This window comes from Kribbella solani, assembly GCF_014205295.1.
Taxonomy (GTDB): Bacteria; Actinomycetota; Actinomycetes; order Propionibacteriales; family Kribbellaceae; genus Kribbella; species Kribbella solani.
Genome location: NZ_JACHNF010000002.1, coordinates 1 through 24,135 on the forward strand (window position 1 = coordinate 1; position 24,135 = coordinate 24,135).

Annotated in this window: 34 protein-coding genes; 5 read left to right on the forward strand and 29 right to left on the reverse strand. The window is 69.3% G+C overall.

Annotated elements, in window-relative coordinates; translation table 11 throughout:
• The 12 genes from HDA44_RS36300 to HDA44_RS36355 all read right to left on the reverse strand — a co-directional run.
• Nucleotides 1-445 (reverse strand): MobC family plasmid mobilization relaxosome protein (locus HDA44_RS36300; RefSeq protein WP_184844969.1); only part of this gene is annotated, 445 nt, incomplete at its 3' end.
• Nucleotides 446-1,009: 564 nt separating this feature from the next.
• Nucleotides 1,010-1,246 (reverse strand): hypothetical protein, encoded by a 237-nt coding sequence (locus HDA44_RS36305; RefSeq protein ID WP_184844972.1) that lies wholly within the window; start codon nt 1,244-1,246, stop codon nt 1,010-1,012.
• Nucleotides 1,243-1,584, reverse strand: coding sequence for a hypothetical protein (locus HDA44_RS36310; protein WP_184844975.1), 342 nt, complete (start codon nt 1,582-1,584; stop codon nt 1,243-1,245). The genes HDA44_RS36305 and HDA44_RS36310 overlap by 4 nt, the downstream gene beginning before the upstream one ends.
• Nucleotides 1,581-1,883: a hypothetical protein gene (locus tag HDA44_RS36315; protein ID WP_184844978.1), complete on the reverse strand. Its 303-nt coding sequence runs from the start codon at nt 1,881-1,883 to the stop codon at nt 1,581-1,583. The genes HDA44_RS36310 and HDA44_RS36315 overlap by 4 nt, the downstream gene beginning before the upstream one ends.
• The gene (locus HDA44_RS36320; protein WP_184844981.1) at nt 1,880-2,086 is read right to left on the reverse strand and encodes a hypothetical protein; all 207 of its coding nucleotides are present in this window, start codon (nt 2,084-2,086) and stop codon (nt 1,880-1,882) included. The genes HDA44_RS36315 and HDA44_RS36320 overlap by 4 nt, the downstream gene beginning before the upstream one ends.
• Nucleotides 2,086-2,886, reverse strand: coding sequence for a Pycsar system effector family protein (locus HDA44_RS36325; RefSeq protein WP_184844984.1), 801 nt, complete (start codon nt 2,884-2,886; stop codon nt 2,086-2,088). The genes HDA44_RS36320 and HDA44_RS36325 overlap by 1 nt, the downstream gene beginning before the upstream one ends.
• Complete coding sequence (locus HDA44_RS36330) at nt 2,883-4,319, reverse strand: DUF6919 domain-containing protein (RefSeq protein ID WP_184844987.1); 1,437 nt, start codon at nt 4,317-4,319, stop codon at nt 2,883-2,885. The genes HDA44_RS36325 and HDA44_RS36330 overlap by 4 nt, the downstream gene beginning before the upstream one ends.
• A 180-nt stretch (nt 4,320-4,499) precedes the next feature.
• Nucleotides 4,500-4,673 carry a ribbon-helix-helix domain-containing protein gene (locus HDA44_RS36335; RefSeq protein WP_184844990.1) on the reverse strand — a complete coding sequence of 58 codons (174 nt, stop codon included), beginning with the start codon at nt 4,671-4,673 and terminating at the stop codon, nt 4,500-4,502.
• Nucleotides 4,674-4,801: 128 nt separating this feature from the next.
• On the reverse strand, nt 4,802-5,548 hold the full coding sequence (locus HDA44_RS36340; protein WP_184844993.1) for an HNH endonuclease family protein: 747 nt from the start codon (nt 5,546-5,548) through the stop codon (nt 4,802-4,804).
• Entirely contained in the window at nt 5,545-6,999 is a 1,455-nt protein-coding gene (locus tag HDA44_RS36345; protein WP_184844996.1) for a ParB/RepB/Spo0J family partition protein, read from the reverse strand. Before HDA44_RS36345 ends, HDA44_RS36340 begins: the two co-directional genes overlap by 4 nt.
• Nucleotides 6,996-7,373: a hypothetical protein gene (locus tag HDA44_RS36350; protein ID WP_184844999.1), complete on the reverse strand. Its 378-nt coding sequence runs from the start codon at nt 7,371-7,373 to the stop codon at nt 6,996-6,998. The genes HDA44_RS36345 and HDA44_RS36350 overlap by 4 nt, the downstream gene beginning before the upstream one ends.
• Before the next feature lie 5 nt (nt 7,374-7,378).
• Complete coding sequence (locus tag HDA44_RS36355; RefSeq protein ID WP_184845002.1) at nt 7,379-9,235, reverse strand: hypothetical protein; 1,857 nt, start codon at nt 9,233-9,235, stop codon at nt 7,379-7,381.
• A 97-nt stretch (nt 9,236-9,332) separates the two neighbouring features.
• Here HDA44_RS36355 and HDA44_RS36360 point away from each other — a divergent pair, with 97 nt between their 5' ends.
• Both HDA44_RS36360 and HDA44_RS36365 read left to right on the forward strand, forming a co-directional pair.
• Nucleotides 9,333-10,022, forward strand: coding sequence for a ParA family protein (locus HDA44_RS36360; RefSeq protein WP_184845005.1), 690 nt, complete (start codon nt 9,333-9,335; stop codon nt 10,020-10,022).
• Nucleotides 10,019-10,372: a hypothetical protein gene (locus HDA44_RS36365; protein WP_184845009.1), complete on the forward strand. Its 354-nt coding sequence runs from the start codon at nt 10,019-10,021 to the stop codon at nt 10,370-10,372. Before HDA44_RS36360 ends, HDA44_RS36365 begins: the two co-directional genes overlap by 4 nt.
• Before the next feature lie 266 nt (nt 10,373-10,638).
• Here HDA44_RS36365 and HDA44_RS36370 read toward each other — a convergent pair whose 3' ends face one another.
• From HDA44_RS36370 to HDA44_RS36445, 17 genes are all read right to left on the reverse strand, one after another.
• Nucleotides 10,639-12,303, reverse strand: a complete 1,665-nt coding sequence (locus HDA44_RS36370) for a hypothetical protein (protein ID WP_184845012.1) — start codon at nt 12,301-12,303, stop codon at nt 10,639-10,641.
• 240 nt (nt 12,304-12,543) lie between these two features.
• Nucleotides 12,544-12,849: a hypothetical protein gene (locus HDA44_RS36375; RefSeq protein ID WP_184845015.1), complete on the reverse strand. Its 306-nt coding sequence runs from the start codon at nt 12,847-12,849 to the stop codon at nt 12,544-12,546.
• Between the two features lie 64 nt (nt 12,850-12,913).
• The gene (locus tag HDA44_RS36380) at nt 12,914-13,285 is read right to left on the reverse strand and encodes a hypothetical protein (RefSeq protein WP_184845018.1); all 372 of its coding nucleotides are present in this window, start codon (nt 13,283-13,285) and stop codon (nt 12,914-12,916) included.
• Nucleotides 13,285-13,749: a hypothetical protein gene (locus HDA44_RS36385; RefSeq protein ID WP_184845021.1), complete on the reverse strand. Its 465-nt coding sequence runs from the start codon at nt 13,747-13,749 to the stop codon at nt 13,285-13,287. Before HDA44_RS36385 ends, HDA44_RS36380 begins: the two co-directional genes overlap by 1 nt.
• A complete protein-coding gene (locus tag HDA44_RS36390; protein ID WP_184845024.1) occupies nt 13,746-13,916 on the reverse strand; it encodes a hypothetical protein in 171 nt (56 codons plus the stop codon). The genes HDA44_RS36385 and HDA44_RS36390 overlap by 4 nt, the downstream gene beginning before the upstream one ends.
• Before the next feature lie 71 nt (nt 13,917-13,987).
• Nucleotides 13,988-14,671, reverse strand: a complete 684-nt coding sequence (locus HDA44_RS36395) for a hypothetical protein (protein WP_184845027.1) — start codon at nt 14,669-14,671, stop codon at nt 13,988-13,990.
• A gap of 107 nt (nt 14,672-14,778) precedes the next feature.
• Nucleotides 14,779-17,145, reverse strand: coding sequence for a hypothetical protein (locus HDA44_RS36400; protein WP_184845031.1), 2,367 nt, complete (start codon nt 17,143-17,145; stop codon nt 14,779-14,781).
• A gap of 166 nt (nt 17,146-17,311) precedes the next feature.
• The gene (locus HDA44_RS36405) at nt 17,312-18,358 is read right to left on the reverse strand and encodes a hypothetical protein (protein ID WP_184845034.1); all 1,047 of its coding nucleotides are present in this window, start codon (nt 18,356-18,358) and stop codon (nt 17,312-17,314) included.
• A gap of 1 nt (nt 18,359) precedes the next feature.
• Complete coding sequence (locus tag HDA44_RS36410; RefSeq protein WP_184845037.1) at nt 18,360-18,791, reverse strand: helix-turn-helix domain-containing protein; 432 nt, start codon at nt 18,789-18,791, stop codon at nt 18,360-18,362.
• Nucleotides 18,788-19,198 carry an RRQRL motif-containing zinc-binding protein gene (locus HDA44_RS36415; RefSeq protein ID WP_184845040.1) on the reverse strand — a complete coding sequence of 137 codons (411 nt, stop codon included), beginning with the start codon at nt 19,196-19,198 and terminating at the stop codon, nt 18,788-18,790. The genes HDA44_RS36410 and HDA44_RS36415 overlap by 4 nt, the downstream gene beginning before the upstream one ends.
• 5 nt (nt 19,199-19,203) lie before the next feature.
• A complete protein-coding gene (locus HDA44_RS36420; protein WP_184845044.1) occupies nt 19,204-19,431 on the reverse strand; it encodes a hypothetical protein in 228 nt (75 codons plus the stop codon).
• Between the two features lie 145 nt (nt 19,432-19,576).
• Nucleotides 19,577-20,008, reverse strand: a complete 432-nt coding sequence (locus HDA44_RS36425) for a hypothetical protein (protein WP_184845049.1) — start codon at nt 20,006-20,008, stop codon at nt 19,577-19,579.
• Nucleotides 20,008-20,340 (reverse strand): hypothetical protein, encoded by a 333-nt coding sequence (locus tag HDA44_RS36430; protein ID WP_184845052.1) that lies wholly within the window; start codon nt 20,338-20,340, stop codon nt 20,008-20,010. Before HDA44_RS36430 ends, HDA44_RS36425 begins: the two co-directional genes overlap by 1 nt.
• Entirely contained in the window at nt 20,337-20,840 is a 504-nt protein-coding gene (locus HDA44_RS36435) for a hypothetical protein (protein ID WP_184845055.1), read from the reverse strand. The genes HDA44_RS36430 and HDA44_RS36435 overlap by 4 nt, the downstream gene beginning before the upstream one ends.
• Entirely contained in the window at nt 20,837-21,121 is a 285-nt protein-coding gene (locus HDA44_RS36440; RefSeq protein ID WP_184845061.1) for a hypothetical protein, read from the reverse strand. Before HDA44_RS36440 ends, HDA44_RS36435 begins: the two co-directional genes overlap by 4 nt.
• Entirely contained in the window at nt 21,121-21,252 is a 132-nt protein-coding gene (locus tag HDA44_RS38355; protein ID WP_272956677.1) for a hypothetical protein, read from the reverse strand. Before HDA44_RS38355 ends, HDA44_RS36440 begins: the two co-directional genes overlap by 1 nt.
• Complete coding sequence (locus HDA44_RS36445; RefSeq protein ID WP_184845065.1) at nt 21,252-21,428, reverse strand: hypothetical protein; 177 nt, start codon at nt 21,426-21,428, stop codon at nt 21,252-21,254. Before HDA44_RS36445 ends, HDA44_RS38355 begins: the two co-directional genes overlap by 1 nt.
• 138 nt (nt 21,429-21,566) lie before the next feature.
• Between HDA44_RS36445 and HDA44_RS36450 the strand changes: the two genes are divergently transcribed.
• The 3 genes from HDA44_RS36450 to HDA44_RS36460 all read left to right on the forward strand — a co-directional run bounded on the left by HDA44_RS36450 (nt 21,567) and on the right by HDA44_RS36460 (nt 24,070).
• Nucleotides 21,567-21,821 carry a helix-turn-helix transcriptional regulator gene (locus HDA44_RS36450; RefSeq protein WP_184845069.1) on the forward strand — a complete coding sequence of 85 codons (255 nt, stop codon included), beginning with the start codon at nt 21,567-21,569 and terminating at the stop codon, nt 21,819-21,821.
• A 157-nt stretch (nt 21,822-21,978) separates the two neighbouring features.
• Nucleotides 21,979-23,235 carry a helix-turn-helix domain-containing protein gene (locus HDA44_RS36455; protein WP_184845072.1) on the forward strand — a complete coding sequence of 419 codons (1,257 nt, stop codon included), beginning with the start codon at nt 21,979-21,981 and terminating at the stop codon, nt 23,233-23,235.
• 55 nt (nt 23,236-23,290) lie between these two features.
• Nucleotides 23,291-24,070: an integrase gene (locus tag HDA44_RS36460; RefSeq protein ID WP_184845076.1), complete on the forward strand. Its 780-nt coding sequence runs from the start codon at nt 23,291-23,293 to the stop codon at nt 24,068-24,070.
• Nucleotides 24,071-24,135: the final 65 nt, after the last annotated feature.

The following is a 24,135-nucleotide window of genomic DNA, read 5'->3' on the forward strand; positions in this document are numbered from 1 at the left end:
CAGCCTCCATCGTGGCCGGCGTCGCGGCCGGGAGCGCGGGTGCCTGCACGACCGCGATCTCGTCGAGCACCTGGTCGATCCGGTCGAAGATCTCGACGACCCGCACGCCCAGCTCGAAGGCCTGATCGGGGAACCGCCCATCGGTGTTGGCGTGCTTGGCCAACTGGTTGACGTTGTTCGCGATCCCGCCCAGTGTCCGCTGCAACGCGAACAGCTTCGCCATCGCGTCACGCCGCTGCGTCGGCGTCTCCCCGCTCGCGGCCAGAGTCGATTCGACCAGCAGCCGCGGCAACGACACCTGCTGCTCGGCGGCGCGTGCCCGCAGTACCGCGGCTTCCTCGGGCGACAGCTTCACGTCGACCCGGACCGTCGAGCGGCCACCCGGCACATTGGCCCGGCGCCGTCGCTGCCCACCGCCCCGCTTCGGTACTACGTCCTCACCCAACCTGCTCTCCGTCCCGTCAGCCCAGCGCAGCGCCCCACCCGAGGCAGGGTGCCAGCGGCCAGCGGCGCGGACCAAACGGAGCCGGTTAGCCCGGCTATCCATATAGCTTGCTCGGGCTCCGTGGTTCGCAAAGTGGACAGGCCGGTGCGCGTTCTGGACCGGCCTACGGGCACCCGCAGGCGACCCTGGCCACGCTGTTCAGGGGCGGTCGTCCGGCGCTCTTCCGGACGATCGGCGACCCTCCCGTGGGGCTGTGGATAACTCCCACGCCGGCACCACGGTTTGGGGCAGTCTGGAGGGGTGGGCCGGGAGCGAGACCACCCGGCGCCGGCACCCGTCGAGCGACCCCAAGATCACCGGATCCGGGGTGCCCGGTACGCCGTGCAGGTCACTCCCGGCCCACCCGGAACTCTGTCAAGGCTGCGTTGATTCCCGGGTCCTCGCACTGCTAGTGCAAGAGGTGTGTAGAACTTCGCTGTTGCTGCAGGGGTCAACCACTTGGGGGGCCCATCGAGCAGCGGCCCCGACCAGTTCGGTCGGGGCCGCCGTTTGCGAAGGGTCTGGCTACTTGTTCGGTACGCCGGACTTGCCGTCCGGAGCTGGCTTCCACTTGGCGTGGTCGACGAGCTCGAGTGGGACGACCCGGTAGGTCGTGTTCTTGCCCTGGTTCTGGTCGATCTGCCGCCAGGTCGCCGCGTCCTGCTCGGCGGCTTCGGGGTTGGTGTAGGCGGTGGTCGTGAAGGTCGTTCCCGAAGTGTCCGGCTCGTGGATCGTGAGGACGTACACCGTCTGGTTGCTCACTGCTGGGCTCCTGTCTGGTCAGTCTCAGCTTCGTACTTGTTGGCCTCGGCGTCCCATGCACCGGCCCGGGCGTGCAGGTAGAGAGCGATCCGGTCCAGGGCTCGCAACGCCTCGTCGTGCTGGTACTCGGCAGCCTGGCCGCGCAGGACCCGCGGCCGCGCCGGTTCGTAGTCCTCCGGGTCGGTCACGGTGCGGTTGGCGAGGCTTTCGATCGTCGCGGTGAGCTTCGCCAGGTCGGCCGCGGCCTGCTGGTACTCATCGGAGATCGTGGCGGCCTTGACCATCGCCTCACGGGTCAGAGCGTCGGTGTCGGGCTCGGTGTACTCGGTGGTGGTCACTGGTCGGTCTCCGTTTCGCGGGTGGTCTCATCGGTGGGTCGGGTGGCGGCAGTCAGCAGGGCGCGGCGTTCGGCGTCGTACCGGGTGTTGCGGGCGTCCTCGAGCTGGCGGAAGGTGCCGAGGGCGACCAGGGCAGAACAGCCGGCGACCAGCCACCACAGCCAGTTGTCGCCGTGGTGGGCGTGGAAGGTCGCGAGGCCGGTGGTCAGCATCGCGGCGGCCAGCTGGACCAGGAGGCGGCGACGCCGGGCCCGGTAGCGGTGGCCGATGACGGACAGATCGGCGTCGAGCGCGGTCATCGCTTCCCTCTCCCTCGCTCGGCAGGGTGAGCGGCTCCGTACGCCGCGATGAATCGGGCCACATGCTCGGCGTAGGTGTCCTCGCCGGTCTCGTCGCCTTCCAGCGCCTTGTGCAGGTCGTAGTCGGCGTACTCGATGACGCTGCGAAGTGCCCTGTCGACAGCTGCACGGTCCAGGACCAGGTGGTCGCTGTGGGAGCTCATCAGGCACCAACACCCGTACCAACGCCGGTGCCGATCACGACCAGGACCAGACCGAGTACGCCGGCCAGCATCGACCACCGGATCCGGGCGTATTTGGCGTGCGTGATGCCGGCGAGGTTGACGGCTTCCGTGCTGGCGGCGCTGAGCTCGTCGACGTCGCGCAGCCGGGCCGCGAGCTCGGGGGCGTCGAGGCCACGAACGACACCGAAGTTCAGCCCGGCTCCCTGCCCTTGCTGGCCTTCTCCGGTACGGCGGGACAGCTTGGGGAGCCGGGGCAGGACGGCCCAGGCCGCGATCAGTACGCCGATCGTCAGCACGGCGATCGCCGCCCAGCGCAGCACACCAGTCGCACCCAGCGCGCCGCTTCCCGCTGCCGCGATCAGGCCGAGCTGGAGCGTGACCACCAGCCCGGCTTTCGCGTCGGCCTTCCCGATCTCGGTCGCGCAGTGGCCGACCAGCCGCCACGCCCGCGCGCTGGCGGCCGCCTGCAGCTCGGCCTCGCACTGTCGCTCCCGCTCGGCGTGGATCGCAGCATGCCGCCGCTTGACGCAGTCCCGCGCATCGCACGCGATCAGGACGATGCCCTTGTCCTTGCTGGTGGCAGCCGCAACGGCCTCAGCCTGCGTTGGGAAGTGCTTCGCCCAGAGATGCCCCGGGTAGTACTCGTTGTCGTACAGCGACCAGCACCGCCCCGGATCGACGACTACATCCTCCACCGGCGAGGAGATCGCCTGCGTGACGGCTGGTGAGGTACTGGCGGTCATCTCGGTCGTCATCTCGGTCGTCATCTCGGTGGTCATCGTCCGGTGTCCTCTCGCGGCGCGCTACGGCGGGTCAGGTCAGTGAGGGCATTGGTCAGGGTGGGCCAGAGCAGGTCGTCGCGGCCCCAGACCGGGTCGATCACGGCCACCTGGTGGGCGGTGCTGACGGCGTCGACGGCAGCCCGGTCGCACCAGTCTCCGTAGGTGAGCTTGATGTAGCTGGCCGGCATCCGGCCGCCGAAGTCCGTGCACGGTTCCCCGTCGCGGGTCGTGACCACGACCCAGCCATCCCCGCGGTCAGCGCCCGGCCCGTCGCTGAGTGCGCCGGCCAGGACGGTGTTCAGGAGCGAGAACGCCGGGGCGTGCGGGCCGGCGGCCGGCGGCTGGGCCACGATCCACAGTCCAGCCTCCACCGCGGCCTGCGTGAGTGCCTGCAGTACCGCCGTGTCGGCGACGAACCCGTGCACCGCGGCACGCTGCCGCCAGTCGGCGCCGTCGTACCCACGGCTCACGAGGCCAGGCTGCGACCCGAAGGTCAGGAACCCAGCCCGGTTCAGGCCGGCCAGGAACGGCACGAGCTCGATCGTTTCCGGGTCCGGTTCGTCGTACCCGCCCGGGTGCTCGGTCAGCCCGCCTTCCAGCCACCGGGCCGTCAGGCCGCACAAATCCGTGAAGGTTCCCGCGGCCGCCCATGCGTCCTCGGTCGCCCTCCGCAGCCGCCGGTTCTCCCGCCAGGCCGCGATCCGCTCCGACAGCGATCGGCGCCGGGCGCGGCGCTCGCACCGCTCGCAGGTGGGCCGATCCGGGTCGAAGTCGTCCTCCAGCTCGCCCTCGGGCCCGTTCGGGTCGTCGGGCTCGTCGACGCCCAGGTACGCCCCGCACAGCGCGGTCGGAACCTTCACGTACAGCGAATCGAGCCACCACCGCCACCACCCCACGATGTGGGTCACGTCCTTGCCGGCGTACGTGGTCTTGATGTTCACCGGCGCCGGATCCGTCCCGGCCGGCGCGACAGTACCCGCGCTGTCGCGCCGGGTGAGCCAGGTCAGCAGGAGCGCGGTGTCCAGGCACGCCGTCAGGTTGTCGCGGTTGAACGCGAGCGACGCGCCCAGGATGCCCGCCGGGCCCGCGGTGAGCATCGGGAAGTCGTCGCCCAGGAAGCCTGCCGCCGTACCGCCGGTGCCGGCGTGCCCGGCGGCGTACTCGATGAACAGGTGCGCGGCCATGCAGCCCCGCCGTACCTGGTCCTCGGCCCACCACACGTCCGGCAAGTCCCTCGCGGACTCGGCCCGGGCGCGCCAGGCCAGCAACTGCAGCAGGCTCGCCCGCGACTCCGGTTCGGCGGCCGCCCAGTCCTCCTGCACCCGCGACAACCGTGACGCGACAGCCGGGTCGCCGGCGGTCTCCGACAGCGCCTCGCCCAGGACCCCGGTCAACTCCGCCAACTGGCCGGCGACCAGCGCCTCGGTCACCGGGGAACGCCTCGCTGAACTCAGCTCCGCAATGCTTGCCTCCGCCGTACGGCGGTGCCCTGAAGGGGCGGGATCGGTCTCGTGCATGATGTTGATGTCCTGCCTTTCGGGTTGGGATTCAGGCGGCCGGACCCGGGTCTCAAGTCGGGGTCCGGCCGCCGCGTCGTTCAGCGGCTCATCTCAGCGGCCCGTATCGCTCCCCGTGCCGCCTCCGGTGCCGCGCCGTTCGCGGGCGTCCAGCGCCTCGGCCAGCAGCACCATCACGGCGTTGTTCACGCTTCGCCGTTCCTGCTCCGCCACCGCCTGCAGCCGCTCGTACACGTCGTCGTCGAACCGCACTGTCACTCTCACCATGACACCACTATGACACCATCTGGCGGCAGAGTGCCACTAGTTAGGCACTACCTGTCACAGCCATTCGGCATGCCGTCACGCCGTCATGCCGTCGCCACCCCCCGATCCGGATCGGGGGGTGGCGCCGTTCACGGGCAGGTGCGGGTGATGGTCTGCGCGGCGACCTGGTCGTCGCGGGTGATCGCCAGCCCATAGGTGTTGGCGACCTTCAGGTACCGCAGGACCCAGGTGCAGCGGTAGCCGGCCGCAACCGGCATCCACTCCCCCGGCCCCTTGTCGCCCTTCGAGGCGTTCGTCGCCCCGTCGACCGCGAGCAGGTTCGCGGCCTGGTCGTTGGCGAACTCGGTACGCCGCTGTGCCGTCCATGTGGAAGCGCCCAGGTCCCACGATCTCGACAGCGCGAAGACGTGGTCGACCTGCACCTTCGACGCATGCGCCTTCTCGAACTTGATCGTGCGGCCCGTGTAGGGATCCGCGAGCTTGCCGGCAACCACGACACAGCGCTTCGCGTTCTTGAACTCGACCGCGGTCAGCTGTGCCTTCAGCACGTCGTTGCGTGTGTCGCAGCCGTTCCGATCGACGTCTTTCCACGCCGTACCGAACGAGCAGGCGTGCCCCTTCCGGCAGGACCGGTCGTACCCCAGCACCTCCGGCCGCACGGCAACGACCTTGGCGCGGGACAGCTCGGAGCGGATCGCCCGCGCCGTGCCCGCCGTACCTGTCGGACGCAACGTCGCGGGTGGCGCCGTGACGGTCGCGCCCGGCTTCGGGGATACGCCCGTCGGGCCGGCGCCCGCAGTCGGCAGCGTGCAGCCCCCAACCAGGACCGCCGTCGCGGTACTCCAGATCCCGGCCGCGGCCGCGAACCGCCTCATGCTGACACCGCCTTGTCGTCGCCGCGGGCAGCGGCTTCGGTGGCTTCGCGGCGGATCCGGTGCAGCTGCTCGGTCTCCCAGTCGGTCGGCTCGTACCCGGCGGTGTCGATGAGCCGCTGCACGTGGACGGCCTGGCGCTGTCCCCAGGGCATGTGCGGGTTGCGCAGCCACTGCTCGGTGGAGGCGATCGTCATCACCCAGGCCACCCACAGCTGGTCCGGCTGGCCGATCGCGTCCCGCCAGGCGTAGACCGGGTCCCCGAACTCGTGCTCGCGTTCGGGCTGCGGGAACCGGTCGGCCGGCAGCCACCGCCGGGCCGCCTTCAACGCGTCGGCGTGGCCCGCGTTGCCGTTCACGACCGCGGCCGCGACCTCGGCGGCCATCTGCTCGGCCGCGATCGGCTGACCGGCCAGCTGCTGCAGCGCCGGCTCCCGGTTCTTCGCCGCCTTCTTCACCTGTTTGGCCTTCTCCTGCTCGGAAGCCCAGGCCGAGCGGCCGGTGCTGACTGATTCCCGCGGAATCGTCGAGTAGTACTCCACCTGGCGCGCCGTGGCGTGGGCGCGCAGGGTGCCCGCTGTGCGGGCCTTGGCGATCTGCTGGTCGTTGTAGAGCCGGTGATCCCAGTGGTTGCGGCCGAAGACCTCCTCCGGGGACCCGATCAGCTCGACGCCGTCGTCGACGGCCTGCTGCCGGTTGGCCTCGAGCTGCTTCGCGGCCGCGATCTTCCGTTCGGTCTCCTCGATCACCTCGCCCAGCTCGACGTCGTCCCACGGCTGGGTGTCAACCCAGTCGAAAAACGCCTCTTCCTGCACCTCCGGCGGCAACGCGGCCAGCTTCACCGCGTCGGCCAGCTTCACCTTTCCCTTCGACACCGCCGTCTGGGCGCCCTCAGGGATCCGCAGCAGCGCAAGACGTTTCGACACGTACGGCTGGCTGAACCCGCACTGCTGGGCGATCTCCCGCTGCGACAGGCCCGTCGCGGCCAGCTCGGCGAGGCCGTTGGCTTCCTCGATCGGGTCCAGGTCGACCCGCTGCAGGTTCTCCACAATGAACGTCCGGGCGACCTGCATCGCCGAGCGCAGATCGGGCCGGATGATCGCCGGAACCTCGACGCAGTTGATCCGCTCGGCGGCCGCCATCCGGCGGTGCCCAATCACGACCACGTACTCCAGCCCCGGCCCAGCCTGGATCCCCACTCCCCCGGCGGCCAGCTCGTCGGCCAGCGCCTCCAGGGCCGCAGCCATCGGGATCACGACCACCGGCTGCAGGAAACCGTTGCTCTGCAGCGAGGCCGCCATCTCGTCGACCTTCGGCAGCGACTTGCGCGGGTTCTTCGGATGCTCAGCGATCGACGCCACCGGCAGGTAGGTGATCTCGAGCCGCGGCCAGGCCGGCATCCCGCCAGCCATGGCCGCCTGTTCAGCTGCCGCTGCCTCTTCGGTCGTGGTCACAGTGCGAGCCTCCGTACGGCCGCTTCGGCGGCCTTCGAGAGGTCCTCAGCGCACCAGTCGCACAGCAGCTGCCCGGCCTCGGTCACCTGGAGGTCGCCCAGGAGCCCGCGGAGCTCGTCCAGGGTCCCGGCCTCGAAGTGGGTCGTTCCCTCGCCGTGCCAGCCGTCCGGGGTCCCGCAGCTGTCGCATCGCGCCACGAAGCACGGCCCGGGCATCTGGCCCAGAACACCGCCGGCCGGGATCGCCCGTGCGGCCAGATCGGCCAGCGCCTCCTGTGGCGTCTTGTAGTGGGCCTGGTCAGCCTCGCTGCCCGGGCCGTAGTTGAAGACCCAGCAATTTCCGTCCTGCTCGGCGCGTGCCCGCTCGATCGCCATCACGATCACCGGCTTTCGGGGCGCAGCTCGAGGACCAGGTCCGCGGCGATGTAGTCGGCCGCGGTCTGGTAGTCCAGCCGCTCCTTGACCTCGTCGGCAAGCCGATCCAGGTCGTAGGTCGTCGCAGCGATCGTCGCGCCGACTTCGTCGTTCTTGTGGAGCTCGCGGATCCGCCGCTCGATCGCGGCCGCGATCGCCTTGCGCCGCGCCAGTGTTCGTACCTCCTCCCGAGCGACTCGCAGCGACTCGTGCACGCCGTAGCCGCACTCCACCGCCAGCGTCCGGGCCCGCCGCGTCAACCGCGGCTCCCGGATCCACTGCAACACCCCGTACACAGGGGCGGTGCGCGCCATTTGGCCGGCGGCCCGCAGGGTGTCGCGGCGGCGCGCGCCGGACTGCATCAACCAGCTGCAGTACGCGAACACGCTCAGGCCGGTGAACCCGATCGCTGGCCACCACTCACCCCAGTGGCCGGCCAAGTTGAATCCGGCGGCGACCAGGGCTGCCATCAGCGACAGCACCCGGTACCCGTAGGCCTGCTCCCCCAGCCGGCGGCGAAGGTCGGCCTGGTGCGACGTCGCAACGCCGGCCAGCTCGATCACTGCCAGCGCCGGGGTCACGATCAGGATCCGCAGCCCCATCGGCACCGAGGTGCCGTCGAAGATGATCTCCACCCCGGCCCACACCTGCCCGACCAGCGCGAACAGCGCGGCCGTGCCGTAGAAGGCGTACTGCAGAACCGCGGCACGCCGGATCTCGTCGGAGTCGACCAGCTCCATCAGCGGCATGCCCGGCTGGGCCGCCTTAGTGACCGTCTCGGTGCCGTCGTGACGGTCTGCCGTCGTGACGGCAACCGGCGGGCGCATGGCGGCAACTTCGGCCTTGCCGTCTGGCGCGGTGTCCGGCGTCGCTGGGTCAACCGTTGTGCCGTCTTGCCGCTGTGCCGTCGTGACGGCAACTTCGGCGGCAAGAGCGGCGGCAGGGGCTGTGCCGCCTGGCAAGGCATCGCTTGCCGCCTGATTGCCGTCATGCCGTTCTGCCGTCACGGCGGCGTGCCGCTCCTCGCTCGGCGGCATGCCGTTGTCGGTCGCGGCAACGCTTTCCGGGCGGCTTTCCTCTGGCGGCATTGCCGTCACTGTCTGGCCGGCGGCCGGCGGCATGCCGCCGGTCCGGGAAACCTGGGGGGTGGCATCGCCGTTCGGGGCGATCGGTGACCACCGCTGGAGGCCCGCCGTACGGCCCTGACCCTCGCTGGGGTCACCCAGATGCCCCGAAGGGCCTGAAAGGTGCTCCACGGGGCCTTCAGGCGCGATTGAGGCCCGGTTGGGCATGTTGGTCGCCTCCGAATAGGACTGCCGCTCGATCAGGTCCGGCCACCGGACCGGAATCGCCGTGGTCGGCGCCGAGGCAGCCGCGGCACCGGATCCGGTTTGCCGCAGCGCGGAGGTCCTTGCCGCCTCAGTGCCGTCGTGACGGTCTGCCGTCGTGACGGCACGCTTTCGGCTTGCCGCGGCAAGGGAGTCGCTTGCCGCGGCGCCGTCGTCCTTGCCGTCCGGGGTCGGCAGGCTTGCCACGGCATCACTCGCCACGCTCGGTTCCGGGTCCGGGCTTTCCGTCGGCATGCCGCCGTGACGGTCTGCCGTCGTGACGGCAAGTTTCTCGTTTGCCGCGTCGCGGTCGACGGCTTCCTTGCGGTAGCCCCACCAGCGTTCGGACCGGCCGTACCGGTTCACGAGCTCGCGCCGGGAGAGCTGTTCGCCGGCGGCAAGCAGCTCGCGGACGATCGCGTTTCCCTCGTCGATCGAGGGGGTTGTGTCTTCGTCTGCGCGGTCCTGGTCTCGCTCGATGGCGATATCAGTCATGATTGAGGTGTCTCCATTTGCTCGTCTCAGGGTCGGATGGGGGCGTGGCCGTCGCAGATGTGCAGTCTGCGGCGGCCGTCTTTTTGCCGTCTTGCCGTTGTGCCGTATTGACGCGCTGACGGCATGCCGTCATGGTGGCACGTATGATGGCACAACGGAAGCGCGGCAAGCGATGAAGATCACGATTGGCAACCTGAAGGGTGGCACGGCAAAGACGACCTCTGCCGTCTACCTGGCAACGGCACTCGGTGCGCAGGGCAGAACCCTGCTCGTCGACGCGGATCCGCAGGGTTCCGCGCTCGATTGGAGTACGAACACGGCCGATTGGCCCACGTCGGTGACCGTGATTCCCTGGTCGACCAGGGACCTTGCCCGCCGGGTGAAGGATGTTGCCGCCGACTACGCGCACATCGTGATCGACACTGCTCCGCAGCACGACGTGATCATGCGGCAAGCGCTCCTGGTCACCGACCACCTGATCGTGCCGGTCACCCCGTCGCCGATGGAGTTGCGCCGCCTGGCGGCAACCTTCGACCTTGCCGCCGAAGTCGATGCCATTTCTGCCGTCTACGCCCGGGTCTTGCTGTGCAAGGTCCGCAGCGGCACGAAAACCGCGGTGGAAGCCCGCGAAATGCTCGTTAATGACCTCGACCTCCCCGTGTTCGACGCTCAAACCCACCTCTGGGAGTCGTACCTGCTCTCCTGGGGGACCGTTCCGGACGACGCACTGGAGTACGGCAAGATTCTGAAGGAACTGCAGGCCGTCGAAGCGGAGATCGAGCGATGACCCCGCCACCTCGCCGTGCCAGCGCGGCAAAAGAAGCAATGACCCGCGTCGCCGGCGGGCGGCCGGCCGCCGATCCCGGCAGCCAGTCTGCCGACCTGCCGCCGCCTGAACCGGCGGCATTGCCGCCCGAGCCGAAGGCGCCGGCCAATCCGGGCCGCAGCAAGTTCACTCTGCTGCTGAGTGAGTCCGACGCGATCATGTGGGACGAGCTGGCGATGATGCTGCGCCGTGAGACCGGCCACCGCGTCGAGAAGGCGGCATTCGTCCGGGCACTGGTGTACCTCGCGGCCGAAGATGCTGATCTACGCCGCCAGGTCGGCGAAGAGATCGCCCGCGATACGACGGCATGACGGTCTGACGGCAACCCGTCAGACCGTCTCACGCCCAGGCGCCGACGGCGGCTCGCACGCCTCTGCCTGTGCTGCGGGTTGCGTCCGTGAGCGCGAGTGCGTGGGTCCGCTCGTCCGGGTGTGCAGGCCAGGCGTTGGGTGTAGCTGTGCGTGACATGGGGCGCGTGATGGGACATGGGACATGGGGCGCGGAAATTGGCTCTCTAACGCGCGCAGGCGCGTACGAGGACGGGGCGTCCCATGTCCCAAACCAGCCCTCCTCCCGATCACTCTCCGTGACCATCTTTGCGGTTGGTGACGATCAGTTTCAGGTGACGGTTTCGGGGCGAGGTTTGGGCGGGGAGTCCGGCTTGGCGGCGGGCTTCGGCGGCCCAGGCGGCGGTGGTGGCGGCGCGGTCCGGGGCGTCGAGGGCCCGGCCGGTGGCGGCGATCTCGGCGTTTTCGGCGGCGACGGCTTCGCGGCGTCCGATCCAGCGGGCCTTGTGGTCCTCGCCGTCGGGGTGGAACCGGGGGTGGTCGTTGACCGGGTCGAGCTGGTCGAGGTACCACTGCAGGATCGCGATCGGGCTGCCGATCGCGCCGGCATCAGCTGCCGCGGCCGCGTTGCGGTCTTCGCGGGTCATGCTGGCCCGGTTCGAGCCGGGGGAGTAGCGGCCTTGCCGCTTGTTGATCAGATCGAACGCGGTGACAAAGTCGTCGGGCCGCCAGACCCGGGGCAGGCCGGGCACGGTGAACCGCTTCAGGTGGGTCTGCACGAACCCCGGCTTCACGCCACGCAGCCACAGCACACGGCTCGTGGGAGCGGTCAGGACGACCGCGATGTCGCGATGCACCCCGAACCAGCTGTCACAGCGCTTCTCGCGCTTCCCAGTGCCCTTCGGCTTGCCGGGTCCCCCCGAACGACCGGTTCCGGAGCGACCACCTCGGTGGTCAGCGCGCGCAGCGCTCGACTTCACCTCGTGAGGAACTGAGCTCACCAGGGACAAACAGGTACTGAAAGGCTTTTGGGTACCACTACGTGGGAGTCCCAGAATGTCGACATTTCGCAGCTTTCCGAAAGGGTCGCGGCGGCAGTTATCCACAGGCCGGTTGGCCGGTCGCGCGGGGCTGTGGACAGTGCTGTCGGGGGTCGCGGTTGGGACGGGCTCAGTGGGCTCCTGCAGCGGCTCTGAGGGCTGGTGGGCCGGTGCGGCGGACGAGGGGCGGGGCACGGTGCTGCGGAGCTGGGAGAGGGCTGCATGGAGCTTCTGCCACGGCATCAGCTCGGGCTGGGTCTGGCTGGCCTGGCCGGGGCCGGCGGCGGGGGACGTAGCGGGGGAGTCGCTGGGGTCTGCGTACGCGGGGTCCTGGGCGAGCAGGACGCCGGGGTGTTCGCCGGTGACCATGGCCTGGGCGTAGGCCGCCGGCACGACCAGGGCGTACTCCGGGGTGTGACCACGCTGCTGGATGCCCTGGCGCCACAGCTGCATGCGGTACTGGTACGAGAACGCCAGGGACCGCTCGACCTGGACGGCCAGGCCGAACCGCTCCAGCGCCCGCCAGCACTGGCGCACCGTCTCGACGTGCACTCCCAGGGCCCGGGCCAGCTCGGCATACACGTACCGGCACCGCCGGCCGGTCGCGTCATCGGCGACCGACGCGACCATGACAACAAACTTCGCCAGCATCCGCTTGCCGACCACGCCATGGATCACCTCCGGGAACGAGGCCACCGCGAGCTCGACCGCCAGCAGCCACTGATCGCGGTGCGCCCAGACCGGCAGCTTCGCGTACAGACCCTCGCGGACCTCACGGATGATCTCGGAACGGTTGCCGCGGAACCGGTAGAACGCCGCGTGGCCCTTCTCACGGACCTGATGGCCAGCAACCCGGATATCGGCCCGCCCGGCCACGAAGTGCTTGTGCAGCTGCGCGGCCCCAGTGATCGCCAAAACGGTGTGCAGATCGTCACGTGCATGGCGATGGTGAGGCAGTTTCGCGGCGCGTCGCGCGGTAGGACTTGCGGAATTGGGGGTGGTACGTCGTACCGTGGACACAGCGAGAGGCCCCTTTCAGGGGTGTCGTTGGTTAGCCCTCACGCGGTGGCTGGCAGGCTTTAGGCGTGAAGGTTGGCTTTCGGAGGCCCGTCCTAGTGACGGGCCTCGTGCGTTATATGGAGTTGTCGGGCGGCATCAGGCTGCCTGCGTCGCCTCCCTCTGGTCGGGGAGAGCGGCCTGGGCATCGCGTTTGCGCTTCGCTGCGATCTGGGACGTGATGTAGTCCGGGATCGCAAAGTGCTGGCGCTCAGCGTCGCTGGTGGCGCCGTTCGCGAAGATCTGAGCCATGCACATGGCGATGAAGTCACCGACTGGGATGCCCAGTTCCTGTGCGCAGGCCTCGTAGACCGGCCCGTGGTCGATCGGCAGCTTGAGACCGATGCTCGGTCCGCGCTCCCCCTTCGGGGGGCGGCCACGACCACGGCCAGTCCGTTTCTGCATAGCGACACCTTTTCGTTTCCCAAAAAAGAACCAGAGGAGGCGCGCCGTGTGTCACGGAGGTTTTTCACGCAGTGACACCGTCCTGGACACCGGTCTCGGTGACAGTGACCTTCTCGAAGGCGCCGTCACAGTGGGCGCACTGGCGCCATAGGTGCCCGCAGGTCGGCTCGGTCCGGTCGGTGTTGCAGCGGCACCAGCAGGTTCGCCACGAGCTCATGAGGTGTCCGTTGCGCTCGCAGTCCTCGTCCTTCGCGCAGTCCGGGCACAGCTGCTTGCCGGGCTCAATCCGCCACCCCAGCTCGCCCTTCAGTTCGGCGAAGGCCTCGGCTTCGGTGGGGTAGTGCGGCACGCCGACGAACTCGCCGCCGGCGTGCCACCAGGTGTCTGCGCAGCGGTCGCAGTGGACCGCTACGCAGGTGTGGGTGTGAATGCTCATCAAGCGGCCCAGAGAGCGCGCAGGTCGGCGGTGGCGGCCCGGAAGGTCAGGACGTTGCCTATGCTGGCCAGTCCGGCGGCGACCCGGTCTGGGCTGGGGAGCCAGAGGGGGTGGAAGAACTCGGGCAGGGTCCACTCGGGTTCGTCGTCCTCGCCGTAGCTGTCGGGGTCGGTTTCGGGGATCTGCAGGTGGGTGGCCAGGCAGTCGTCGACGGGCCGGTACTCGAGCACCTTGCCGGCCGCGGTGAGCGTGGCTTCGACTTCGAAGCCGTCGTCGTCGGTCGGGGCGAGCGCGATCTGCGCGGCGTGGCCCAGGCGGTACCCGAGGGCCGCGAAGATCAGGTCGGCGCGCCGCTGCGGATCGGTGGTGGCGGCGTGCTCGCGCATGATCCGGTCGATGATCTGCTCAGTCGCCGGGTTGGTGGCGGGGGTGGTGGTCTCGGTCGTGTGGCTGGTGGTGTTCATCGGACGGTGATCTCCTCGACTTTGAAGCGGCTGCTCAGGTACTTGCGTCTGCGGGCGGTTTTGGCGGCGTCCTCGGTGAGGTAGTGGTTGGCACCGACGGTCTTGCCGGTCCTGGTGTCTCTGATGACCCAGATCGTGCGTTCGGGCTTGGCGGGTGGTGGGTTCATGGGCTGTTGCCTTCCGTGTCGCAGGGGATCCGGTTGCAGGGGAGGTAGTGGCTGGGGGCTTCGCAAGGTGGTCAGGATTCGGCGGGGCGGCGGATGATGATCCGACGACGGCGCGGACGGCGTACGAGGACGAACAGAGCCAGCACGGTCCAGGCGATGCCGACCAGGCCGGCGGTGACGGGCCGGTGAGTGGCGGTGGTGGTACCGAACCAGGCCATGGCGGCGGTAGCGGCGCCGTAGGCCGGCCACAGGAACTTCGCGCCGACGTGGTGGAAGCTGGCAACGATCCAGATCACCGCCCCGGTGCCGCCCCAGATCCAGGCTGCGGTGGTGGCGGTGATCGGTAGGCCGGTGGTGTGGATGGTCAGCCAGTGCATCAGCGCATCGGCCGCGATCTGGCCCGTGGACAGCGCCTCGGGCAGGCCCGTACGGACGACGCTTGCGAGGTCACCGGCCGGGTCGCCCTCGATCGCCCAGCGCAGGAACTGCCCGGCGACCAGAATGATCAGCGCGCCGACGGTGATCGCGCCGATGGCCGCGGCGAAGAGCCGGAACGCGCCCTCGGGGTCGGCTTCGACGAACCGCTGGATCCGACGGCCGCCGGCGTTGAGCCGCTCGAGCGCCGTGGTCGCCCAGGACGGCCAGTCCGGCTTGTCGCCGACAGACCGCTGCGGATCCTCGCCAACGCCGTCGACGTCGGCGGCGTCGGCCGGCAGGGTCTTCGTGCCCGTGGTGGTGGGGTCGAACAGGTTCATGGTGCGCAGTTCTCCTGACAGTCCGTTGGTGCGATGTGGTGGGAGTGAGTGATGGGGTGCGCCGATGCCAGCGGAATCAGCGGAACTGGAACCGATGGGGGCCTCGGTCACGCCGGGCTGCCGATGCCCGCGGTCTGCTTGTCGGGCTGGGGAGCGATGTAGAGGCCCTTGGAGGGCCGCTCGATGAGGCCAATGCCAATCAGGTCGTTGATGCGGCGGGTGATGGTCTTCCGGTCCTGATCGAAGTGGGGGACGATCTGGCGCATCCGTACGCCGGACTCGCCGCCGAGCCGGACGATCGCGAGGATCCGTCCGTCGACGGCGTCCTTGGCCGGGTCGCGCTGCTGCAGCTCGGCGAGGATCTGCCTAGTGGGTTCGTCGAGCAGCGCGGCCATCCGCGACGGGTCCTGGTCGACGGCGAGCTCGGCAAGGCTGATCGCCGGCAGCGGCTTGTCCGCGGCGAACTCGGCGGCCATCTGTTCGGCCTGGGCGGCGATGCGCTGCCGGGTCGCGGACACGCCCTCGCTGTTCTTCGGCTCCACCAGCGACGCCCGGCCAGTCGTCGCGGCCGGGCCGGCCTGCACGATGGCCGCGTTGGGGCGGTTGTTGCCCATGTCCACCATTTCGTGGGTACCTTCCTTGCTTTCCAGGCTCTCCGGGCTCTGGCCGGCGGTCCTGGTCGTGGGCGCGTGGACGACGTCCTGGACCGCACTCGCGGCGGTCGTCGCGGTGTGCTCGACGTCGGTGGCTGTTGCCACGGTCGCCACGGTGCTGGTGGTGAGGTGGCCGTCGGCGTCGCGCGGGACGGGGGCGAAGCCGTAGCGGGTGAAGATCGCGGCCACGCGCTGCTCGGGGGCGGGGCGTTTGAGGGCGAGCCGATCGGCGACGGGCTGGACGACGTCGGGGTCGAACATTCCGTAGGCGCGCGTAGGGCGCGGGTCTTCGATGCGGGCGAAGTCCTTCAGGTAGGCGAGGCCGGCGATGTCGAACAGGCTGGTGTTCAGGTCGCGCCAGTCTTCGGGGAAGATGTAGCGGACGTCGCCCTTGCGGCCCATGCGGAACCCGATGCGGGTCTTGAACTGGCCGTCGAGCTTGCCGGATCCGAGGCTGTCGACGTCGGCGCGCTGGGTGCCGTACCGCAGCCGTACCCCTTCGGAGCGGCCCTTCTGCCCGATCTGCAGCACCAGGTCGGCGCACTCCTCGTCACCGGCCAGGTCGTAGCCCTCGTCGATGGTCAGGCTGATCATCGGCTCGGCGGGGGTGCACTTGAAGCTGGGCGTCTTCCGCGGCCGGGAGGCGCGGTCCTTGATGGCCTCGACGAGGGCGCGCAGCACCATCCGCGCCGGTTCGACGGCGGTGATCGGCGGCAGGTACAGGCAGTTGGCGAGCGGCTGGTAGGGCTGGGCGAACTTGCCGAGGTCGATGACGATGCTGATCGAGTCCTTGCTGGCCAGCTCGTGGGTCATCTCGGCGACCATGCCTGCGGACTTTCCGGAGCCGTTGGCGCCGGCGAACAGTCCGTGGCGGGCGCCGTCCTTGTCGATCAGGACGGTGGTGATCTCCTTGCCGGTCTCGTCGACGCCGAACGGCGCCTCGTCGTACACCGACCGCGAGCACGCGACCCATGCGGCGGGGTCGACGGTGGCCGGGTGCGGGATCACGAGGCCCTTCTTGAACGGGTCGTCGGCCACGACGGCCAGGTTCACCCAGTCGGCGCGGTCCTTGTCCTCGCGGATCCGCAGCGCGCCGGGGCGGACCTGGAGCGCGGTTTCGATCCGGGCGACGGCCTTCTTGACGTCGTCGATGGTGTGCCGGCCGGGCACCAGCTGCAGCTTGGCCTCCCAGTTCGCGCCCTGGCCGCGGTACTGACGCAGCTTGGTGCCGGACAGGTCGACCAGTTCGGCGATCTTCGGCCAGGCCTCCTGGGTCCGGTCGGCGATGATGTGGTCGCGGATCCGGCGGTGGTACCACCACGGGATCCCCGCCCCGAGAGTGGCGACTCCGAGTAGGCCGGGCAGCGGCGCGGTGGTGGCCCCGGCCGCGGCGGCCGCGACCAGCCAACTGCCCGCGGCGGCCGCGACGGTGGAGGTGTAGATGCGTTCGCTCAGCCGCGGGAAGGCCTGCTTGGCCCACCACCACGCCCCGGCGTTGCCGGCGGCCGCGGCACCGGCGACGATCAGCGCCGGCACGTACTCGTGTGCGGCCGCGCCGGCGGCGAAGGTCGCCGCCCCGCCGTACAGGGGGGCCATCTGCCAGCGGTAACGGTGCAGAGTCGCCCGCAGCTGGCCCAGCGAAACACCGCCCTGATCGGCGGCACCGCGGTCGCTGGAAGTCGCCTTGCCACCGCGACGGGCTGCGGGAAACAGGCCGGTGGAACGGCGCTGGTTACGCCGCTCGAGCCGGGTCTGCCGGGCCTTCAGGTTCGCGGCCCTGCGCGCCTTGCTGGCCGACTGATTGCGGGATTTGCGTGCCATCTCGGGTTTCTCCGTTCAGCTCGTCCAGCGAGCCAGGCTCTGGGGTTTGCGGCTGGGGTTCGGTGGGGGTGGAAGGGCGGGCGGGGCAGCCATTGAGGGAGGGGGAGGGACTGCCCCGCCCGCCCGCTAAGGGGGCGGAAATGGTTGGGCTAGTAGTGGGGTGGGGTTAGGCGGCGCCGGCTTCCCAGAAGCCGTCGACGGCGACCTTGCGGGCGCCTGAGTCCATCGCGTCGAACTCCGCCTCGTAGACCTTGCGGAACGCGGTGCGGGAGTCGCGGAACAACCGGCCCAGGCCGGCGACGTCGTCCGCGCCGTCGTAGATCGGGCGGGTGACTCGCGGGTCGATCCGGATGTCGCTGTCGAGCATCTCGGCGTAGTTGGTGATGGCGTCGGCGACCTTGGTCCAGGTGAGCGCGAGCGCACCGAGCATGTCGTCGAGCTCTTCGGCGGTGGCCGGTGTCTCGTCGGCCAGGGCGTCCGCGGCGCGGACAAGCTGCTGCAGGTTGGACATTGCGGGGGTACTCCTGTTCGAGTTCTTCCACTGGTTGGTGAGGGTGGTCATCGCCGCGTCCGCGGCGGTTTTCACGTGCGGACGAGACGGCTCCCGCCCGAACAACGGCGTCAGTGGCACTGGTCCCAGCACCGTGACCGGCGCCGGTGCCGGGGAGGTGCCGCTGTCGGGGGTCGCCCAGCTCGACACCGGCGTCGGTACCGGCTTCGCTACCGGGGCCGGTTTGCTGGCCGGCCCGGTAGCCGGGGCGGGCTTGGCACCAGGTTGGGTGTTGGGTTTGCCGGTGAGCTCGGCGGCGGCGGCCCCGTTCTTCAGCCGGGCCGGGATCGCGTAGGTCTTGCCGTGGCCCTTGAGGTGCTCGCGGTACTGGTCGGCGGTGAACTTCGTGCCGGGGCACTCACCGCACGTGTAGGTGGCCGATCGGGCCGACCCGGTCAGGCGCCGACGTTCGATCGCCTCGACCACTCCCATGCCGATCGCGCGGCCGCGGCGGCCCGCGACCCGAGCGGCCTTCTTCGCCGCCGGGGCGATCACCCGTCGCCCGGTCCACTTCCCGGCGCGCTTGGTGGAGCTCCAGGTGGTCTTCCAGCCCCACCGGGCGGCGCGCTTGCTCTGCCGGCCGGCCCAGCCCGCCAGCTTCGAGGCGTACTTCGACGTCCGCGACGTACGGCTACGTCGCCTGCTGTTCTTGCGGGTCGCCATGTCAGCTCACCGCCTTTTCCCACAGCAGCGCTTCGGCGTCCTCGCTGGCCCCATTGCGCTTGTCGATCAGCCCGGCGACCGTCGCCGCGGCAACGGCCAGGCCGGCGTGGACACCGGCGGCCGCGACCAGCAGGTGCGTCGACGTGGGGGACTCAGGACCCCACGTAGACAGCCCCGGGCTGGTCGCGGCCCAGTCGCCGGTGTCGAGCTGCTGCACCAGGCCCTGCTCCAGCAGCTGGTGCAGCCGGTGCTCGGTCGCGGACAGCGGCTGACCCAGCGCATGCGCCAGATACGGCAGCGCCGAACCGCGACGATCCGCGTCGGCCAGCGCCCGCAACAGCCGGGCATCGGCCAACCCGATCTCCTTCGCAGCCGGGGTCGCCGCCAGCACCAGCAGCCGCTCCGCCTCGCGGTAGTGATCCGGCCCGTTCACGCCGCCACCACCAATCCACTAACCAGGCCGTCGGCGATCACGGCGTGGTCACCGCAGAGCCGGTCCGACAGCCGTACACAGTGCTCGGCGACGTGCCCGGCCGCGCAGGTACGCCGGGCCGTCATCGCCTTGTCCCAGGCCGAAACCTGCGCCGGCGTCGGGACGCGGGACGGCTTGGCGTGCGCGGCCACGTACAGCCACGCAAAGCGGCGGCCGCGCTTCCACACCAGCCGCGCGAACGGCTCCCGCCGCCCCGGGCACAAGCCCTTGGCGCGCAGCTGACGCCGTGTCGCCAGCCCCGGCGGGGCAAGCCGGAACCCGAACACCGGGGTCCCGTCGACCAGGCGGCCGGGCCAGCACTCATGCTCGCTGCCCTCCCACAGGTCGATCGATCGAACAGTTGCCATATCTGTCAGCCCTCCCTCTGGGAGCAGTTGTTGCGGCGGTCGGTCAGCCCATCGGCGGTGTACTGGTTGCGGTAGTGGTCGAACTGCGCGAGCTCAGCGGCCAACTGGGCCGCCGCCGCGTTCATGGCGGCCTGGTCAACCGGCTTCGCCTCGTCCGGCCGGCCCCACGCGAACGCGGCACCGAAACGCTCGTCGACGAGCTGCTCCACAGCCCGCGAGGTCTGGCTGCTCACGCTTCCTCCCGCAGGTCCGCAGCCCGGCAGCCACGCGCCCGGACCGGCTTCGGGACACAGCGGTGCCGGCGCGCCGCGGTCCGGGCAGCCTGCAGCCGCCGGAACCGCGGGAACCACCCGCACGCCGGGCACTTCGCCGGCGCGCTCACGCCGCAACCTCCACAACACCGGCACCGTCGTCGGCGAGTGCCTCGTGCAGCTGCTCGTCCGGAGTCTCGTTGTCCGGCTTCTCGTCCGGCTGGACGCCGACGATCGCCGCGGCCGCGGCGCCGATCATCACGCGCTCGCCGGCCTTGTTGAACAACTGGCCGCCGATCACCATGCCGCCGCGCTGCGACTCGGGCAGCTGGTCCGCCAACAGGGCGCACGAGCCGACGATCGGGCACCAGGAGCAGGCCTCGATCAGCTCAGCGGCCAAGGTGATTCCGCGGGCATCGGCAAGCACCGGCGAGGTGTACTCCCTCATCCACCGCTTGCACGCCGTACCACCGACCGCGCGGATCTCACGCTCCAGCTCCATGAAGATCTCGAGACCGACCTCAACCTCGCACTGGTTGCCGGAAGGGATGCTGGTCATCACGCCACCCCCAGCTCAACGAGCTGACGCCCCGCGGCCAGGGTCTTGCGGATCGCGCCGTCCAGGCAGGACGGGCACCAGGCGTGCAACTCGTCGATGTGGGCCCGGGAGGCCGTGACCGTGGTCGCGGCCGGATCGGCCGGCGCCGCGACCAGCTGGCGACCGGGGGCTTCGTGGACGCAACGGCCGCTGATGCTCGTGGTGGTGCTGCCGGTGCTGGTGTGGGTCTGGCCGCACTCGCCGGTGCACTGGCAGCGGTAGTTCGCGTTGCCGAGCACAACCAGCCAGGTCCGGCCCTTGACCAGCTGCGGGTAGCCGACCGGGGCGATCACCACTCCACCCCCGGCCGCCCGGTCTGAACGCGCGCCGCGCGCAGCAGCACCATGTGCAGACGCGCAACCACACCCGCGCCCAGGGCCAGCAGGGCCAGGTGAATCCACATCCCGGACCAGAGCGCAACGCCCAGCGTGGCCAGGTACATCGCGATCACCGGGGCCAGGTAGCGGTCCTGCGGGCGGTGTCCGTCGGCCGCGTCATCGGCCAGCCATGACACCGGGCCCACGCCGATCAGAAGTGAGCCGAGCGCGCCGCCGAACGCGGCCGCCAGCGCCAGCGATCCGGGCGCGCGGTCGCCGGCCATCCACACGGAGCCGGCTAGGCCGCTCGTGGACACCGCGGTCCACTTGGTCCAGGAGTGCAGTCGCTCCAGCGACCGCATCGACGACCGCACGTACGGCCGCTCCACCGACATGATGCTCTTCGTCCGCGCGGGCGTGGTGCCGTTCAGGGTGGTGTTGGTGGTGGTGTCCACCGTCTTGTTGATCGTGTTCATGCCGCAGACCTCCCGGTCTGGTGAAAGGCCGGAACCAGTGCCGGCCCGTAGGCGAGAGGCGCCGTCTGCTGTGCAGTGGCAGGCGGTGCCGGGAGGAAGTAGTGGCAGCTCAGCTCGTCGCGGAGCTGCAGAAGGGCCTCGGGGTCGCCGGTCTCAGCGGCGGCCACAGAGGCATAGGCAGCGGCCAGCAGATCGCCGTACGACTGCCGGGTCAGAGCGAGCTCCAGCCGCGCGTTGCGCAGCTGGCGCTCCAGCTCGGTCGTGGCCGTGGGGGTCGTCATCAGAACGCCCACGACCACAGCTGCGACGGGAGCAGCCCGACCAGATAGCTGATGACGCCGAGGTGCAGCAGCGTGTAGAAGACGCAGACGCCGGCAACCATCCGCATGGTCTCCCTCAGCGACTCACGCATCAGTGAAACAGCCCCGCGATCATGCTGATCGTGCCGTGGACGAAGTCGCCGATGAACGTGTTGTAGCCGACAACGCCGAGCGCGACGCCCAGCACGATGCCCGGCCAGTCCGAACCACGGTGCGCAGCGGAGTACAGCACCGCAGCGCCCAGGATGATCACCATCGGGATTTCCATGACAGTTCCTTTCTTGTCACTCTCAGCGAGTGTTCGGAATAGATCGGTATCAGTCTACATACTTCGGTATCGCCAGGTCAAGGGGTGCTCTACCAAGAAGGCCCCACCTGAGCCTGAATCTAGTTAGGCTTGTATTCGATGAATCCGACGAACGAGGGGTCTGACCCGATGGCCACGACCGGAACCCTGCCGACTGACTGGTGGGCCGTCGCCGATGTCCTGCGCTACCTGGAGTCGGTTGGCTGTCCCGTCACCAGCGCTACGTGGTACGCGTACGTCCATCGGGGGCAGGCTCCCGAGCCCGATCGGCTGTTCGGCCGGGCACCGGCTTGGAAACCGACGACGATTCAGAACTGGCAGGCAGGCCGTCCGCGACGAGGTGCGCGACAGTGAGCTGCTGGGCAGCAGCTTGATGCACTCGACGCAGATGGTCATGGCTCTAGGCAACCAGCACGGGAGCTGCCGCACCATGAACCGAACCTGCACTCAACCTGCACTGAACCCTCCGGTTGTCACACTGGGTGCAACTTTCAGGATTCTGGGGTAACTGATGGTGACAGTCGGTAGGTGGACAGGCTCCAAGGCCCGCGCCCTTCGCAAGGCCCTGAGGCTGAGCGGCGATGAGTTCGCCGGTCGGCTTGGGTGCGCCGAACGCACGGTTGCCAAGTGGGAGAAGGAGCTGCTCGACAAAACGCTGACTCTGGCTAGCCAGCGAGACCTCGATCTTCTACTTGAGGAGGCCGGCCTGCATGTACAGGCTCGCTTCACGGAGATACTTCAGGAGGACGAGCGACCGCAGTCGGCGGCCCCGGTCGTCTTCGCAACGGAGGCCACCTCGGCTCTGAAGATGGTCATCCCAGCAAAGATCGCCCTCGGAAGAGTTGCGTCTCCTACGAGCGAGAGCCTCGACTGGCTCGAACAGAACCTTCGCAGCCAGTACACCGCTGACAACCTGCTCGGTCCACGCGTACTTATGCCGCTGATGAACTCGTACGTCAGCAGCATTGAGGAGATGCAGCGGGGGGCACGCGGGTCCGTACTCGAAAGGCTGCTTCGAATTGGCGCTGGGTATGCCGAGTTCACCGGTTGGCTGCACCACGACGCCGGTGACCTCAGTGGGGCGGCATTCTGGGCGTCGCGCGCGCTGGAGTGGGCCGAAGGTGGCGGAGACGATCGGATGACCTCCTTCGTCATGATGCGACGAGCTGCTGCAGCGCTCACGGCCGGGGAGGGAGGGCAGGCCGTCCTGTACGCCCAACGGGCGCAACGTTTCGACTCCGCTGAGACAGGCCGCGTAAGGATCATCGCCGCTGTCACCGAAGCGCACGGTCATGCCATCACCGGAGATGGAAGCGGAGCGGACCGTGCGCTAGATACGGCTGCGGGTCTGCTCGAGAGGTACAACGGCGAGATCATCGACGGCGACCCTACGGCTGACCGCTACTGCGAGCTAGGCCTGTACACCAAGATCGCCACCGCCAAATGTGCCCTAGAACTCGGTCGCGGAAGCGCTGCTGTCAACGCCTTCACCGACGTCATCAACAACCTACCGACAAACTTCCATCGCGATCGAGGGCAGTACCTGAGTTCTCTCGCCAGGGCGCACACTCTCGCGGAGGAGCCCGAGGCCGCCGTCGCAGCTGCCAAAGAGGCCTACGGGATCGCCGTCGCGACCGGCTCTGATCGCACCCTCACGACCTTGCGCAACACCTTGCCCTCCGAACTCGCTCGTTGGTCACACAATCCGGAGGTCGAGCAGTTCTGTGCCATGCTCGCATCGGTCGACTCACAGATTGGCGGTAGCTAGGTTGTTTTCCCTTGCCACAGACGCAGCTCCTGGCCGACCGAACGAAGACGTTGTGATGGTCTCCTCTGACCTCGCCGTCGTCGTAGACGGCGCCGGTGTTCCCATGGGTGGCTGTTCTCACGGCGTCGCGTGGTACGCCCAGCAACTGGCGGCGCGCACCTTTACTGCTCTGGTCGGACAGTCTGATCGGCCATTGGCCGATGGCCTGCACGACGCTCTCGCCGCGGTCGCTGCCTCCCACTCAGATACCTGCGACCTGTCTGACCCGGGTACGCCGTGCGCGGCGATCGGGATCGTGCGAATTGGCGCGGACCGCGTCGAGACGCTAGCCCTCTCCGATGTGACTGTGCTGGTGGAGACAGCTGACGGCCCACAGATCACGTGCGACCTACGAATCGAAGAGATCTCCGGCACCGAGCCCGAAGCAGTCGCCGGAATGTTGTTCAACACCTCCGAACACCGCGAAGCTCTGACCCAACTGGTGGCTCGTCAGACACAGACGCGGAATCGGGAGGACGGCTGGTGGGTAGCTGCTGCTGATCCTGAAGCGGCCCACCACGCAGTGGTCAACGCCTATCCCCGAGACGCCCTTCGCCGTCTTGCAATCTTTTCCGACGGTGCGACCCGTCCAGCCGATCAGATGGCGATCTACCCATGGTCGGAGTACATGGATCTGCTCGACAAACTGGGACCGGCAGGGCTCATCAGCCACGTACGGGAGATCGAGGTATCCGACCCCGATGGCGCCCGCTATCCCCGGACGAAGCGACACGACGACGCCACCTTGGCCTACTGGGTGCCCGACGGCTTCGAGCAGACCCGCTTGGCGGTGTGATGCACCCAGCTACCGTCACCACTCACGACATCAGGGCAGGGCTGGAACAGCTGGGCCTGACACGA